The following is a 15,299-nucleotide window of genomic DNA, read 5'->3' on the forward strand; positions in this document are numbered from 1 at the left end:
CATAAAATTAAAAATAAGGCAGCCGATTTTAAATCGATTGCCTTATTTTTTATTCATAGTTTTAGTTCTATTCTTTTCGCATAGCTTCAAAAGTAATCATTTGATTTGCATTTGACGGTTCTTTTTCATAATCATATTCAGCAGAGCAAGTAATGTTAGAGAAACCTATACTTTCTAACAGAAGTTTAAACTCTTCTATTCCACACCAACGTACCGCAAAGCGTTGTAGTTCTGTTTGTACTAACTGTCCTTTACTCCACTTTTCATATTTCAAATATGATACAGTAACTTGGTTCAGCCAATCTATTTCAATTGATTTATTTTCTAATGTGATTCCGTCTCCACTCGGCAAAGAGAAAGTCGATGTATGAATTTCCCCAGTCTTCCAGTCATGCGGAAGCATAATATCTACGATTAATCGTCCATCTGGATTAAGATGTTCATAAAAACATTTCAATGCATTTATAGAATCCACACGATTTTCAATTAAACAAAAAGATCCAGTAGGAATGATAATTGCGTCATATTTATGCGGAAGTGAAAATTGTTGCAAGCTTCCTTCATATAAATTAGGATGTAAGCCTCTCTCTTTACAGCGCTTACGGCAAGAATCTAGCATTTCAGGTGAATAATCTATCCCATCCACTTTAAAACCAGCCTCTAGAAGCGGAATGATGACACGCCCTGAACCTACTGCAGCTTCGAGGATTCTTCCTCTACAATCTTTTAAACGTTCTTTGTAATACTCAATATCACCATTTAAAGAATAACCGACTGGTTTTGTGTAATCATACAGTTCCGTACAAAGTGTACTATAAAAGCTAAACATTTATTTTCTCCTCCGTTTTTACGTACGGAAGATTTCAATTCAACTAATCTTCCTGTACCTCTAATTTTAATGATATTTCGAAAGAGCTGACTGTCATAATATATCACTCACTTTCCATAGAATATAATGATATTGTATTACATAACCTTCCAATTTGAAATATAAAAATTAAAAATTCAGACTACAAATTAAAGAGCTTACTTTAGTAAGTTCTTTAGAAAAAATATTTATTTCACAATCGGCAATGTCACTTCACTTAATTTCACTGTAAGTTTCGTGCCAGCTTTCGGTCTAATTGTATAATCATAATCACTTGCAATTAAAACAACTCCGATTTGATGCCCCACTTTAAATACATAATCATCTGGCTGCATGTCCCATGTAAATGTATAATCTTTGCCCGGTTGAATCGCTGTTGAATTTTCTATACTCTTTAAGTTTTGTGGATCCATCCAGCCTCTCGTTACGATTTCCGGCTTCGCTCCTCCATAGTCAACAAGTAATGCTGTTAAATTTGATACAGATCGATCAATATTTCCTGTAATTGAAATCTTTGGTGTACCACTTATACGCGTATCTTTTTGCAGTACAGGCATTGTATATACTAATCGATTTGCTACTTCTAATTCTGGGTTTGCTACTAATTGGTTTGATTTCATTTGTGCATCATCTAAGACTGAGAAAACTTTATTAGCCGCTCCCATACTTAATGGTAAATTGACTGATTTATTACTTAAATACATACGGATTTTTGAAGGTACAGCCGCTGGATCTGGCCAATTTTTTATCTTTTGCCACGTTTTATTTTCTCGTTGCACATCAACCATTGGTTCATCCATAATTCCATTTTCAATTCCGTACAACCAATAATCTAACCATTTATTTTGTGTTTGCTGCCAGTTATTACTTGATGTCCCACCATGACCACCTTGGTGTAGCCACATTTTACGAGGAACATTATTTTCCGCAAGTGCTTCCCACCATTGCGCGAACTGTTTCGTCTTAACATTCCAATCGTTTAAACCATGAACAACAAATACACTCGCTTTTACATTTTTAGCATCTTTTACATAGTTACGTTTATCCCAAAAATCATTATAATTACCTGTTTTTCGGTCTTGTCCAGCCGTTAATTCTTTTATAACTTGTCCGCAAACTTCAGGATTTTCCCTTGTCAGTACTGCTTCTGCCATATTATCTGTATCTTCTCCTTGATATCCGCCTGGAGCAATGACTGCACCATTTGCACGATAATAATCATACCAACTACTAATTGCTGCGATTGGAATAATTGTTTTTAAACCTTCGACTCCAGTAGTCGCAACAGCATTTGGTAAAGTACCATTATAGGAAACTCCAGTCATACCTACATTTCCTGTAGACCAATTTGCCTGAACTTCCTCACCCTGTTCTGTAAATGCTTTCGCGCGACCGTTTACCCAATCAATAACAGATTTTGTCCCGAGTATCTCTTGTTCATCTCCAGTTGTAGGGCATCCATCTGATTTTCCAGTACCGATACGAACCAAGATTAACCGCTCCATACGGTTTTCCTTCATACGCATACAATTCTTCATCTACATTATATACAGGAACATCTTTTAATCCAGATCGATATGGACTCATTTCATAAATAACAGGAACTTTCACATTCGGATCTGTCTTTGGACGCATAACTTTTATCGATACTCTATCTTTCTTACCGTCTCGATCACTATCAACTTCTGTCTCTACATATAAATTTTCGATAATAGCTTCATCGAGAGAATAAATCGGCTTTGTCATCCCATTTTCTAATTCAATTTTCGTATTTTTAATCTCTTCCTTCTTCTCTGCATGCACATTCATAGTAAAGCTAGGTATAATTGTTGCAGATAGCATTGCTGACAGTGTAATTGCCATTTTCTTTTTACTCAAAATGTTCCCTCCCCTTATTCGTTCTCTTTTACTATATAACAAAATAACTGAAAATTCAGTTTTATTTTTATATAAAAGTTGAGAAACTCAAAGATTTCTTATTAAGTAAAATTTAATGCAGGTATGAAAGTATTTTCCCGCTTCCTCCTTCTTTATAAAGTAAAACTTTAATCAGCCCTCACCAATTGGGCGTTTACGAGCAGCAGGGCCACTTCTTTGCTTTCGCTGAATTTTGAGGTGGGGTCTTACTGCCCGGCAAATAGCGGGATAAATAGAGAAAAAGACAACCGATATTTCTATCGCTTGCCTTACATTCCATTTATTATTTTTCTAACTCTTTAAAGGTATCTTTCAAGTCTTTATCAGATACCTTTATATCTGCATTTTTAAGCAGTTCTCTAGTAACTTGTTGATGGAATTGAGGATCTTGTATACGTTGCTGTTCTAATTCTTTACGAATATTCTCTTTCTCTTCCTCATACGGTTTAAGCTCTTTTTTATCCGTTAGCTTAATAATATGATATCCGAAAGAAGATTTAACAGGTTCACTCAATTGACCAACTTCTAACTTATACGCAGCATCCTCAAATTCTTTCACCATCATACCAGGTCCAAATTCAGATAGTTCCCCACCTTTTTCTTTAGAACCTGGATCCTCTGAATATTGTTTAGCCAATGCCGCGAAATCTTCGCCACTATTTAATTTTTCTTTAATTTCTTTTGCTGTCTTTTCATCTTTTACTAAAATATGGCTAACTTGAAGCTTTGGCTTATAATGATCTTTAATATCTTTTTCCGTTACGGTTGCTTTAATAGCTTTTTCAAAAGCAAAAGTAAGCTTTAATTTCTCTTTCAACTGATCTTCATTTTTCACACCATTAGATTCCATATATGTATTAAAATTATCGCCCATCTTGTCTTTTAATTCTTTTAGTTGTTTCGTTACCTCTTCATCCGTAACTTTATATTTATCATTTAATACTTTTTCTACTACCATTTCAGATAAATTCTGTTTACCGTAGTTTTCTTTTAATTTTTTGTTAAAATCACTTTCTGAAATGCTTCCTGATTTTGTCGTTACAATATTATCTGATGAACCACATGCAGATAAAGATAACGTCATACCCATTAAAATGCTACCAATTACTAATTTCTTTCTTTTCAAATCTGAATACCTCACTTCATTAAATTCAAATATAACTATGTAAATATAACGTTTTCCTGTGAACTTCACGTGAATTTAATGAAAGTAGAACATTTGCTAATTCTCCATTTAATACATCAATTTTGAAAATTATGGTGATTCATCCTGTATCGCTAATCTCTAAAGCTGCAAAAAGGACTAATATTTTCATTAGTCCTTTTTCACATTTATATAAAATTGAATTTCTCTATCTATAGAGGAAACTCCATATTCAAAACCATGCCTTTCTAAAATACTTTTCACTATCGCTAGACCTAATCCTGTACCTGATTTTTCTTTACTACGAGAAGATTCTAGTACATAAAAAGGCTCCCAAATTTTCTCGATATCCTTAATTTTATCCGTAGGAATGCCATTTTTTATTTGGAAATATATACTTTTATTTCTATCTTCTAATGTAATTATTATGTTTTGATTTGCTGTATATTTTATCGCATTAGAAATTAAATTTTGAAACACCATTCTCATTTTATTTAAATCTGCATAAACGATTGTATCGCCCGCATTACAATTTACTTGCAAGTTAATTTCTTTCGAATCCAGTTCAATCTGATGCTTATCTAATATACTCTGGACCAGTGGTTCAATGGGGAATTCTTCTTTTTGTAAAATATCTCTTTCTAGTTTAGAAAATCGTAATAGTTCTTCAATTAAGTTTGATATTTGATCTGTTTGTTTAATAATTGTATCTACATAAGTCCCATCATCTAATCCATCTTTAATCCCCATAGAGTATGCTTTTACTAATGCGATCGGTGTCTTTAATTCATGCGTTACATCACCCATAAATCGTTTTAAATGTTCATTACGATCAGTTAAGTCTTGATGTGCTTCATGTAGTTTTTCACTCATGATATTAATACTATTGGCCAACTCTCCTATTTCATCATTCGTTTTCACTTTCGTTCTTTTAAACTGCAAATGTGAAATATCCTGAGCCACATCACTTAACTCTTTCAGTGGTGTCGTTATTATTTTTGAAAGTATCCACACAAGTAAAATAATAAGAAGGAGCGAGAAACATAGGATATATAAGTAAAATGTATTTAACGTATTTATAATTTCATTTGAATTCGCAATGGAAGTCCCAATTAAAATTATCGTATCATCTTTCGCAATATATTTAGCAAAAAAACTCGCTTTTACCTTTCCTTGATCGTACAGTTTATTCGATTGCCCTTCCGTCTTCACTTTCATAACTTCGTCTTTCGTAATCCAAAGCTTATTTAACGTTACTTTCTTTTTCGTAAGTTGCATGCGTAACGCGTCGTTCATAGCATCTTCTGACTGATTAATTGGCGTATACGCAATTGTAACATTATTTTCACTTTCAATTGTATGAATAACATCTTCTAAATCATTGACTAGCGCATTTTGTATTTGAGTTGTAAATTCATTTAAGTTTTCACGTGTTTTATAAATATTATATTTCGGCAGGAGAAAGTTAATTAATAATAAAGAAATTGTAAATATAAGAATAACGGTTAAAGAAATGCTGAGAAATAGCTTTTTCCCAAGTTTATTCACTTTGTTCCTCCAAACTATAACCCAGCCCACGATGCGTCTTAATAATATTTTCTCCAATTTTTTTACGCAGCCTTCTTACATGTGTATCAACCGTTCTCTCTTCTCCAAAATAGTCAAATCCCCATACAATGTCTAACAATTTTTTACGAGTTAAAATAGTTCCTTTATGATTTAAAAAGCATTTTATTAATTCGAGCTCTGTTTTTGTAATTTCTAACTCTATATCATTTTTATATACTTTATTTTTGGCGAAATTTATCTTTACATCTTGTACTTGAATAATATCATCATGCTGAATAAGTTTTTTCGCTCGTGTAATTAGTACTCCTGGATGAAATGGTTTTTTTACGTACTCATCTGCCCCACTTTGAAGCGCTGCTAATTCATCTTCACTTTCACTTTTCGCCGTAAGCATTAATACTTTTACGCTTGAATTCTTTTTTATTTCCTGACAGACAGTAATACCACTATGTTTCGGCATCATCCAATCCAAAATAGCTAAATCAATTTTTTCATCATAAAATATTTGAAGTGCTTCCTCTCCGTCTTTCGCTAATAATACTTCAAAGCCTTCTTTTTCAAAATAAGCTTTTAAAATCCTTAACATATCTTGTTCGTCATCTGCAATTAAAACTTTCATATTTTTTCCTCCATTGCCTTTAAACAAAAACCAATTGTATCATACAACATCTTTGTTACATGAATGTGACAGAAAAATATTTAAAGCTTTTGAGGGGATAGTAATGGTGAGGTGTTGTACTATGATAAAAAAAATCGGGGTCATTTCTCTTCTTCTATTTCTATTATCAACAAATGCGTTCGCAAATACAAATCAACAAATTGAAGTATTTGATTGTCAAAAAGAAATGGTCATTCAAAAACAATCTTTAGATCCAGTAATCCAAAAAGAAGCAGTTCAATACGCTAAATCAATTACTGGTCCATTTAAAAACTTAAATGTCGTTCCAAAAGATGGCTATATGATAAAAATCCCTTTATCTAAGCCGGTTTCTATTACTAATCAATGGTTACACACTACAATAGACGAAGTACTTATACTACTCCCACTAAAAGAAAAGCCTTATATTATGCTTTATGATGATGAAAATAATCCGCATTTTTATTATGTAAAAGGTAAACCAGGATTATTATTGAAACAAATGAAGGTTAAAACGTAATTGACTGAAAAGGAGTCACCTTATAAGCTAAATTTTAAAAGCTAAGGTGCTCTTTTTTATAATAACAATTTGGTAAATGAAATTATAAAAGTTGTTTCTAATATAAGGGTCGCATCTTCATATATATCAGCGATTTTTTAAGATATATCGATTTATCAACGAAAATACCTTTCCGTAGCTATTGTTTGGATAGCAATCTCTATAATACTTTGTAGTGACTTGATCCCTTATATAATCCCCCTTTCACAAATCCATTTGCAGTATAAAACACATCCCCTTGCTTCGTGTCAGTATGTAAAACAATCACTTCAAAATACTTTTCCGCATGACCTAATAGCTGGTTTAATAATAAGTTCCCTAACCCTATACGCCGATAATCCCTTAAAATATAAAATCTCCTTAACCGCCCAATCCTATTGTCTTTTATGTACGAATCTTTATTTAAACCTCCAACTCCGACTAACATATCCCCTTGGAAAATACCATATAAACATTCTCCAGTTTTATTGAATACATTTATTTTGTTTTTATATTCATTTATTAGCCTTATAAGGAAATTAAAGCCCTCTTCTTCACTGTCTTGAACGAGATGACTGAATTCATATTCCATTAAATTTTCTATTTGTTGAATATGTATATCTTTCAAGTCCACTCCCCCTAAGTACGAAAATACATAAAAATGCTCGAGAACCATTTATTCTGAGCATTTTTATGCTTATTACTTTATTTAATTCATAGTATGCATATACTTCACTTCATATGTAAATCGATAATACAGTCGATTAATTTTATTATGAAAATATAAGAGTCTTGTTACAATCTAGTGTGTCGTAAGGCTCTTTAAAGTTGTTTAATTCTTATTGAACTAAAGCATCTGTTTGTTTAAGTGTATACATTCACCATTTATAATTTCTCTCAAATATACTATCAGTTTATATATTCCTCATTCTTCTCTAACAGGTTCAAGATAAATTATAATTTGTTAATCGATATGTTTGTGTAACCACTGTTCAAATATCTTTAACTGTTCTTCGGTATGAAAGTAATGTTCACCCGTCTCCATAACTTCTAATTCACAACGATGTTTTTTTGTAAAATAGTTAATAGTTTCAAGTTCACACAGTTCATCCTTAGCTCCGTACATAATATATGTATCTGTATTCCATGTACTAATAGGATGCTCTTTTACATAGCATAAATAATCCCAATATAACTTTTGACCAATAGGTGTCTCTATAGTCATTTCTTTTTGCAAAAGCTCCGGTGTTACATTAAACCATTTCATCATATTTTCAATAATTCGTTCCATATTAACTACTGGTGATAAAAATAATGCCTTTTTTAGCACATCATTTTGATAAGCTAAAAGACTAAAATACGCCCCCATACTACATGCAAATACGTTTATTTCTTTCCAATGTACTTTTCCGTAGTTCATAATTATAGATAATTCATTAACACAAAACTGTACTTTACAAGGAGTGTTATCATTTTTTCTTTCTCCATGCTCAGGTAAATCAAAGCTTAATACTTGATAACCTTTTCGATTGGCTTCTTCAGCTAATATTTGAATAACTGCATCTTCCTTATTTGACATATTTCCATGTACTGCAATAAAAACTTTTTCACTCTTCTCTCCCCACAAAACCGCAGGAATATTACTAATTTTAAAATTATTTTTAAGCATACTCCCTCCATAAAATAAGACATATAGGACTTGGAAAAAATGCACACACTTTATTTATCTCTGTACAGCAGGCAGTATCCGCTTTAACTCTATTAAATCATCTATTACTATATCAGCGTGAGCAAGTTCATCTTCTTGCGCAAAATCAAAATTGCACCCAATTGCAAGTAAACCGTTGTCTTTCGCTGCATTTATATCAGATAGCCGGTCACCAACTACCGCTGCCTCTTTTATATCATATTTGTTCATAATACTTTTAACTAAGTCACCTTTATTTAGCGATTGTATTTGTTCAATACTAAACGTTTCTGTCACCCACTTGTCTAAAGCATAATACGTTACGATTGCTCGTAAATATTCTTTCAAACCATTACTAGCAATGTAAATTGAACAATTATTTTCTTTTATATATGTAAATATTTCTTTTACATTTGGATATAAAGCGCCTTTTCCGCTTTTTATGTTTTCAATTAGTCTATCTAAAAAATATGCATCTGTTTGTTCTCTTATTTCAATAGAATGGTCCGGTAATAAAGCTTCCCAAACTTTCGGTAGCGGCACACCCATAATTTCACGGTATTTTTCAATCGGTGTTACCGTATCCCATAATTGAAGTGATCTTAAGTGATCAAAAGTATCATCTAACGATAATTCTAAAATTTTATCTGTTTGAAATAATGTTCCATCCATATCAAAAATTAATGCTTGTAACATTCCTATCTCTCCTTTTGGACTATAGTTTTACCAGATATATTTTTAAGCATCTCAATAATAATTTCTGAGCAATAATTCGCAGCAGTTTTCGTGAAGTCATCATAAGAAACTTGAGCTTCATCATCTGCGCTGTCAGAAATACATCGTATAACAAGAAACGGTATATCATTTATGTAGGCGACATGTCCAATTGCTGCCCCTTCCATTTCTGTACAATGAGGTGCATATTCATCTATTAATTTTGCCTTTAACTTTGAATCTTCAACAAAACATTCACCACTTACAATTCTTCCTTCGTGAGCTTGAATATTTGAACTATTACTGTTACATGCTTTACGTGCTAACTCTATCAATTCCTTACTTGCAATAAACTCCTCTTGAAACGGGAATAATTTTTTCATTTGATTTTTACTTACATCATGATGGGTAACGTTAGTTGAAATAACTAAATCGCCAACTTTTACACCTGGATGTAATCCACCAGCAACGCCCGTATTGATGATAGAGTCTACATTAAATTTATGAATTAATGTTTGCACACATGCAGCAGCATTTACTTTCCCTACACCAGAACGTGTAATAATTACTTCTGTTCCCATGAATTCTCCAATATAAAATGGCATTCCCGCAATTGTCTGTTCTTCTTGTATTACTAGCTTTTTTAAAAGTAAATCTATTTCAATTTGCATTGCTCCGATAATGCCGATTCTGTTCATGTATGTAGTCCCCTTTATTAATTAATCCCTTTAATCCTCTCAGACATAACTGATAATAAAAATTTCGGAAGTACAAGTTGTCGCTTTAATCTTTTCGGCTGTGAGAGTAACCTATACAGCCATTCAGTTCCAGTATCCCTCATTATTTTTGGTGCTCTTTTTACAGTACCAGATATTATATCAATCATACCTCCGATACCAATAGATAGCGGAACGTTTAATGTTTGTATGTTTTCATAGATGAACTCTTCTTGTTTTGGTGAGCCTAGTCCTACGAGTAGTAAATGCGGCTTGAACTGCTTAATTTTCATTTTTATTTCTTCTATTTCTTCACCATTTACAAATCCATGCTGTCCTTTAAATTGTGCTCCTGGGAACTGCTCATTTAATTTTTCTAATGCCTTTTTATTACTTTCTGGCGCAGCTCCAAAAAGAAAGACACGATATTCATTGTCGTTACAATATTTTATTAAATCGTGAGTTAAATCCGCCCCAGTAACACGTTCTTTCAAAGTTCCTTTTAATATTTTCGAGCCAATTATGACACCAATCCCATCCGCTGTTATTAAATCCGCAGATAGTAACATCTTTTTAAACTCCTTTGATTTTTCCGTATTTTCCTTTGCAGACATAACAATTTCAGGATTTGCAGTTACTACAAACCTGGGTTTCTCTTGTTGTTCATGTAGCCAACCTTTTAATAAACTTATAGCTTTTGCATATTCTAAAGTTGAAAAAGGTATACCTTTTATAAACTGCTGATCCACTGTACTCTCCCCTTACATAAGCTGCAAATATTTATCAATGTCTTTAGAAATTTGAATAAAAGCTTTATTCCAAAATTCATAATTTCTTATATCTATTTCAAAATGTTTTTTCATAAGCTCCTCTACTGGAGCCTTTCCTGTTTCTCGTAAGAACTCTTTATATTTCGAATGAAAAGTACTTTTACCTTCTTGAACTATTTCTAATAAGCTAAAACTTACTAAATATCCAAATGTGTATGGATAATTGTAAAAAGGAACATCTGCTATATAAAATTGAATATATTTCATCCATACAAACGGCTGGTATTCACTTAAAGCTTTTCCATAAGCTTCTTTTTGTGCAATTATAGATAATTTCTCAATTTCATCAGCACTTAAAGGACCCTCTTTACATTTTTCATAAAATGTTTTTTCAAACTGATACGATGCTCGTATTGCCATTACATAATTAAAACTATTTCTTATTTTCCAGCTAAGTAATGACTTTTTCATATCTTTACTATCCGTTGTTTCAATTAGATAATTTAAGAGTACCGTTTCAAAGAAAATAGATGCTGATTCAGCCGTACTCATTGGCAAGTAATCATCTAAAAAAGATGTAGATTGTTCAAAACTCATATTATAAAAATGCCAAGCATGTCCTAATTCATGAGCGAGCACTCTTACACTATCTATACTCCCATCATAACGAATGGAAATTCGCGATTCTTTCTCACTGAAAAATGGAGCACAAAACCCACCTGGTGGTTTATTCTCTCTCGGTTCAGCATCTACCCAACCACTTTCTATCGCATTACGTGCAAATTCTGCTAATTCTTCATCAATATTCTTACATGCATCATAAACGTTTTGTATTGCTACTGAAAAAGGAATCATGACCTCATTACTTTCCTTTACCGTCATAAGTTCATGCCATGTAATTGAAGCTTTTCCTTTCTTATACACGTTTAAAGCACTTACTAATTTATCAAGGTTTTCTTCTGTCGCATTCCACATTTGGAATAATACAGTTTCTGAAATGCCATTCGCATGAAAAGATTGTGTTAAAATCTCTCTATCTTCTATTTCATTACTCTTTGCATTACGCAATCTCCCTATTTGATTTAATACAGTAGCAAAGATTTCTTTTTCCTTATGTAAAGTACTTGTAAGTAACTCGAATACTTCTAATCTTTCCTTTTCATTATCACTATTCATTGCAATAGTATTTGCTTGTCCAAAGGATAATTGTCTATTATTGCGCTCTATTTCTATCCTATCCCGTAATTGTATGTACATATTTTCCCACGCATTAAGCTCATCTTTTATTAACTTAGTATTATCTGAAGTTTCCACTTCATTATGTTTTATTACTTGCTGTAATTCATTTTTTAGTTCCTTCACTTTCACGGTCAATTTAGTAAGGTCAGATGGTACACTTTCTTCAACTGATCTACAGTACAAATAGTATTCTGCTTTTTCAATAGCTTGTATTAGCTTTGAAAGAACCTCTACATCTTTTGTTACAAAATATTGCTCTTTCAACTCCAAAATCGGAAATAGAATATCCTCATTCGAATACAATCGATTTAAATCCCATCTAGCAATTTCTTGCATTTTTATAGCCACCCCCTATTTTTACAAATAGTTACAGATATTTCTCCCCACACAATTATATATGAAATGGCAAAATTTTGATATCTTCAAATATTTAAATTCCTACAAATACATTCTTATTTATACTCTTTTCTTCTACCATTAAGTATCATTCCACATATAAAAAATACTCCCTCTACAAGAGAGCAATTCATATAGGAAAACTTCAAAGATTTTATCTTCACCAATACCATATCGACCGGTAATCACAGATTAAAGAAAAAAGGATTGATCAAATGATCAATCCTTTACTCTACTTCATTTAAGAAAAATAACGTTATAACGCCAGGTCCTGTATGTGCTCCGATTGCTGCACCAATTGTATTTACGATAAATACTTCACAACCGAATCTTTCCGTAATTAATGATTTTAATGCTTCCGCTGTTTCTAAGTCATCACCATGAGTCATACCGATTGTTTGACCTTTAAGGTCTTTACCACGTTCTTCCATAATATCAACAATTCGGCTTAATACTTTCTTTTTCCCTCTTACCTTTTCAAGTGGTACAAGTTTTCCTTCTTCCACGTTTAAGATAGGCTTAATGTTTAGTAAACCACCGATAAAACCAGCTACTTTACTTAAACGTCCACCTCTAACAAGGTACTGTAAGTCAGCTACAGTGAAGATGTGCTCCATATGGTTCATTAGAAAAGCGACACGGTTTAAAATATCTTCTTTTGATGCGCCGTCTTTTGCCATTTTAGCAGCTTCTAAAACGACAAGACCTTGACCAAGCGAAGCGCATTTTGTATCAATAATTTCTAAATCTAAATCTGCATATGTTTCTTTTACTTCCTCTTTAATGACAACTGATGATTGATATGTACCAGACAGTTCAGATGAAAAAGCTAAATATATACAAGGATTACCTTCTTTTGCATAAGAAACAAATTTTTCTTGGAAAGTTTCAAGCGAAGGCAATGACGTTCTATAAACAGCGCCTTCTCTCATTTTTTGCAATAATGTAACTGACTCTAATGTTACTCCATCTAAATACTCTGTTTCTGCTTCATCATATACACGGAGTGGAATTAAATCAATATCATATGCTTGCAGCAATTCTACTGGTAAATCCGCCGCACTATCCGTAATGATTTTAACACTCATTTTTAAACCTCTATTCTGTTATAAATATAAAATAATAAAATAAAAATAGTACTTTTAAATTATATACGTAAAACTTAAATGAAGAAAGGAAAACACTTTATATTGTATGCACTATTCTTCAAAACTTGAACTATTAATGAAAATGATTCTATTTTAAACATCCTTTTCTTATTATTTTTCTATAACACGAGTAATTTTATAAGTATTTTGTATCAGTATATTTTACTTCTTTAACTTAATATTATCTTTTCAAATTTATACTGTTTAAAATTTAAAAGCCAAATCCAATAAAGGAAATGGCTTTTAAATTTTCGTAAAATAACCAAACTTTATTTTCCATCACATTGTTTGTTTACATTCATACTTTGGTGATGTTGAATATTAGTCCAGTTATGATAAATATTTATAGCCTGTACTATAATTAAAACAGTGAATATTTACCTGTAAGATGCACTATATCTAAAAAAGGTTAAACATTTTATAAAATATTTAATTTTACTAGTAAAGCTAATAAAATTTGGAGAAGAATTTGAACATTTACTGCTATGTCTGTATCTGTAGTCGTAACTGTAACATTTCTAGAATTTCTAATAACAGTTTCTTGTTTATTAATTTGTTTAATAGATGATTTTTGAAACAATTCTTGTGCTACACGGTCAGCTTTTTCACTATCTGCTATAGAAATACTTATTATAACCACGATAGCTGCTTGTAATGCAGCTTGAATAGATAACGCAGCTTTTGTATCTGTAGTCGTAACTTCTACATCTGCTGAATCTACAATTGTAATAGATTCTTCAGAAATTTGGTAAGTTTTACTTTCTTGTGCTGCAGCTTCTGAAACGGTATCATTTTTAAAAGATGGATGAGGATTTGAGGAGTCTAATGCACTCCACCTTTTATTTTCATCTGAATGACATGTTTTTTTCATACATTCACCCCCTTTCAATCTAAATAATTATTAACTTGTGATTGTATTTCAGAAACAATACTTTTAATTTGCTGCTTTTTTTCTGGCGATAAATTTTTTAGTTTTTCTTCATTTATCCCATGCCTATTAAAAATATCTGAGAGTAAAAGGTCTATAATTATATTCTTTTGATCCTTATCAAACTTAAAGGAAGAAAACTTATTTAAATCATCCATTTACAATATTCACTCCTATCAGTTTTCTATAAAAATTTAGATTAACTACCAGCATTATATGTATTTAAATAAAAAATGCTTGGACAAGTAACTTAATCTTTTATTTTCACGGCTTTTTACTAATAAAATTAAAAAGCTGTCTTCTAATACGAAGACAGCTTTCCTTTACTTCACATATATAAGTTTTATTCACTGTTAAATAATAGGTTCACCTTTGTTATTGTGTAGTTTTCCACACTTAATTTCCCATCAATCTTGAATATTAATTCGGTCATAATGAGAAAGTCCAAGCTTGTACCACATATTACAACAAAAAATATTTACTTAGTGTGAACCCTTATAGCTAAATATAAATAGGATAGACACTTTATAAAATGTTTAGTTTAACTAGTAACGCTAATAAAATTTGAAGCAGAATTTGAATATTCACTGCAATATCTGTATCAGTAGTTGTTACGGTTACGTTTCTGGAATTTTTAATAAATGTTTTTTGTCTATTAATTTGTTTAATAGATGATTTTTGAAACAATTCTTGTGTTATTTTATCTGCCTTTTCACTATCTGCTATAGAAATACTTACTACAACCACAATAGCTGCTTGTAACGCGGCTTGGATAGATAGTGCAGCTTTTGTATCTGTAGTCGTAACTTGTACATCTGCTGAATCTACTATTTCAATATATTCCTCAGAAACTTGATCGATTTCATCTGTTTGTATAGCTTCTTCTAAAAAATTTGCATTTTTACTAAATGAATAAGAATTCACTGATTCGGAATCCTGTTTTTTTGGTTCAGAACCCCGATTTAATGGATCACGTTTTTTCTTTCTTCTACAAACTTCACAATCACACATAAAATCACCCCTTTTAG

At 31.7% G+C, this 15,299-nt stretch carries 15 protein-coding genes and 1 pseudogene; 1 reads left to right on the top strand and 15 read right to left on the bottom strand.

Features of this window, described 5'->3' with window-relative positions; genetic code table 11:
- Positions 1 to 67: 67 nt before the first annotated feature.
- The 5 genes and pseudogenes from MHB52_RS14595 to MHB52_RS14615 all read right to left on the bottom strand — a co-directional run bounded on the left by MHB52_RS14595 (position 68) and on the right by MHB52_RS14615 (position 6,117).
- Positions 68 to 829, bottom strand: coding sequence for a class I SAM-dependent methyltransferase (locus MHB52_RS14595; protein WP_000490908.1), 762 nt, complete (start codon positions 827 to 829; stop codon positions 68 to 70).
- A gap of 227 nt (positions 830 to 1,056) precedes the next feature.
- Positions 1,057 to 2,746 (bottom strand): annotated as a pseudogene (locus tag MHB52_RS14600) (Xaa-Pro dipeptidyl-peptidase).
- A gap of 322 nt (positions 2,747 to 3,068) precedes the next feature.
- Complete coding sequence (locus MHB52_RS14605; protein ID WP_002103226.1) at positions 3,069 to 3,911, bottom strand: peptidylprolyl isomerase PrsA; 843 nt, start codon at positions 3,909 to 3,911, stop codon at positions 3,069 to 3,071.
- 189 nt (positions 3,912 to 4,100) lie between these two features.
- The gene (locus MHB52_RS14610) at positions 4,101 to 5,477 is read right to left on the bottom strand and encodes a sensor histidine kinase (protein WP_061664950.1); all 1,377 of its coding nucleotides are present in this window, start codon (positions 5,475 to 5,477) and stop codon (positions 4,101 to 4,103) included.
- Positions 5,470 to 6,117: a response regulator transcription factor gene (locus tag MHB52_RS14615; RefSeq protein ID WP_000865979.1), complete on the bottom strand. Its 648-nt coding sequence runs from the start codon at positions 6,115 to 6,117 to the stop codon at positions 5,470 to 5,472. The genes MHB52_RS14610 and MHB52_RS14615 overlap by 8 nt, the downstream gene beginning before the upstream one ends.
- A gap of 121 nt (positions 6,118 to 6,238) precedes the next feature.
- On the opposite strand from MHB52_RS14615, the gene MHB52_RS14620 reads away from it, so the two are divergent.
- On the top strand, positions 6,239 to 6,655 hold the full coding sequence (locus MHB52_RS14620; RefSeq protein ID WP_000591772.1) for a hypothetical protein: 417 nt from the start codon (positions 6,239 to 6,241) through the stop codon (positions 6,653 to 6,655).
- A gap of 199 nt (positions 6,656 to 6,854) precedes the next feature.
- Here the strand turns inward: MHB52_RS14620 and MHB52_RS14625 are convergent, their stop codons facing one another.
- The 10 genes from MHB52_RS14625 to MHB52_RS14670 all read right to left on the bottom strand — a co-directional run bounded on the left by MHB52_RS14625 (position 6,855) and on the right by MHB52_RS14670 (position 15,282).
- Positions 6,855 to 7,349, bottom strand: coding sequence for a GNAT family N-acetyltransferase (locus MHB52_RS14625; RefSeq protein ID WP_002000032.1), 495 nt, complete (start codon positions 7,347 to 7,349; stop codon positions 6,855 to 6,857).
- 288 nt (positions 7,350 to 7,637) lie between these two features.
- On the bottom strand, positions 7,638 to 8,342 hold the full coding sequence (locus MHB52_RS14630; protein WP_000916869.1) for an alpha/beta hydrolase: 705 nt from the start codon (positions 8,340 to 8,342) through the stop codon (positions 7,638 to 7,640).
- 54 nt (positions 8,343 to 8,396) lie between these two features.
- A complete protein-coding gene (locus MHB52_RS14635; RefSeq protein ID WP_000938420.1) occupies positions 8,397 to 9,056 on the bottom strand; it encodes an HAD hydrolase-like protein in 660 nt (219 codons plus the stop codon).
- A gap of 2 nt (positions 9,057 to 9,058) precedes the next feature.
- The gene (locus MHB52_RS14640; RefSeq protein ID WP_061664949.1) at positions 9,059 to 9,772 is read right to left on the bottom strand and encodes a 5'-methylthioadenosine/adenosylhomocysteine nucleosidase; all 714 of its coding nucleotides are present in this window, start codon (positions 9,770 to 9,772) and stop codon (positions 9,059 to 9,061) included.
- A 17-nt stretch (positions 9,773 to 9,789) separates the two neighbouring features.
- A complete protein-coding gene (locus MHB52_RS14645) occupies positions 9,790 to 10,539 on the bottom strand; it encodes a WecB/TagA/CpsF family glycosyltransferase (RefSeq protein ID WP_000372655.1) in 750 nt (249 codons plus the stop codon).
- Positions 10,540 to 10,551: 12 nt separating this feature from the next.
- Positions 10,552 to 12,135 carry a M3 family metallopeptidase gene (locus MHB52_RS14650; protein WP_061664948.1) on the bottom strand — a complete coding sequence of 528 codons (1,584 nt, stop codon included), beginning with the start codon at positions 12,133 to 12,135 and terminating at the stop codon, positions 10,552 to 10,554.
- Positions 12,136 to 12,422: 287 nt separating this feature from the next.
- A complete protein-coding gene (locus MHB52_RS14655; protein ID WP_000111646.1) occupies positions 12,423 to 13,283 on the bottom strand; it encodes a DegV family protein in 861 nt (286 codons plus the stop codon).
- Positions 13,284 to 13,761: 478 nt separating this feature from the next.
- Positions 13,762 to 14,214 carry a spore coat protein gene (locus MHB52_RS14660; protein ID WP_000750488.1) on the bottom strand — a complete coding sequence of 151 codons (453 nt, stop codon included), beginning with the start codon at positions 14,212 to 14,214 and terminating at the stop codon, positions 13,762 to 13,764.
- Positions 14,215 to 14,228: 14 nt separating this feature from the next.
- On the bottom strand, positions 14,229 to 14,429 hold the full coding sequence (locus tag MHB52_RS14665; RefSeq protein WP_000342253.1) for a spore coat protein W: 201 nt from the start codon (positions 14,427 to 14,429) through the stop codon (positions 14,229 to 14,231).
- A 367-nt stretch (positions 14,430 to 14,796) separates the two neighbouring features.
- Positions 14,797 to 15,282, bottom strand: coding sequence for a spore coat protein (locus MHB52_RS14670; protein ID WP_000332786.1), 486 nt, complete (start codon positions 15,280 to 15,282; stop codon positions 14,797 to 14,799).
- Between the last annotated feature and the right edge of the window lie 17 nt (positions 15,283 to 15,299).

This window comes from Bacillus sp. FSL K6-0073 (genome assembly GCF_038006085.1).
GTDB lineage: Bacteria > Bacillota > Bacilli > Bacillales > Bacillaceae_G > Bacillus_A > Bacillus_A cereus.

Excerpts from the sequence above, each read along its gene's own strand:
- MHB52_RS14595 (WP_000490908.1), bottom strand. The coding sequence starts at position 829 with ATGTTTAGCTTTTATAGTACACTTTGTACGGAACTGTATGATTACACA.
- MHB52_RS14615 (WP_000865979.1), bottom strand. The coding sequence starts at position 6,117 with ATGAAAGTTTTAATTGCAGATGACGAACAAGATATGTTAAGGATTTTA.
- MHB52_RS14620 (WP_000591772.1), top strand. The coding sequence starts at position 6,239 with ATGATAAAAAAAATCGGGGTCATTTCTCTTCTTCTATTTCTATTATCA.
- MHB52_RS14625 (WP_002000032.1), bottom strand. The coding sequence starts at position 7,349 with ATGGTTCTCGAGCATTTTTATGTATTTTCGTACTTAGGGGGAGTGGAC.
- MHB52_RS14630 (WP_000916869.1), bottom strand. The coding sequence starts at position 8,342 with ATGCTTAAAAATAATTTTAAAATTAGTAATATTCCTGCGGTTTTGTGG.
- MHB52_RS14635 (WP_000938420.1), bottom strand. The coding sequence starts at position 9,056 with ATGTTACAAGCATTAATTTTTGATATGGATGGAACATTATTTCAAACA.
- MHB52_RS14640 (WP_061664949.1), bottom strand. The coding sequence starts at position 9,772 with ATGAACAGAATCGGCATTATCGGAGCAATGCAAATTGAAATAGATTTA.
- MHB52_RS14650 (WP_061664948.1), bottom strand. The coding sequence starts at position 12,135 with ATGCAAGAAATTGCTAGATGGGATTTAAATCGATTGTATTCGAATGAG.
- MHB52_RS14655 (WP_000111646.1), bottom strand. The coding sequence starts at position 13,283 with ATGAGTGTTAAAATCATTACGGATAGTGCGGCGGATTTACCAGTAGAA.
- MHB52_RS14660 (WP_000750488.1), bottom strand. The coding sequence starts at position 14,214 with ATGAAAAAAACATGTCATTCAGATGAAAATAAAAGGTGGAGTGCATTA.
- MHB52_RS14665 (WP_000342253.1), bottom strand. The coding sequence starts at position 14,429 with ATGGATGATTTAAATAAGTTTTCTTCCTTTAAGTTTGATAAGGATCAA.
- MHB52_RS14670 (WP_000332786.1), bottom strand. The coding sequence starts at position 15,282 with ATGTGTGATTGTGAAGTTTGTAGAAGAAAGAAAAAACGTGATCCATTA.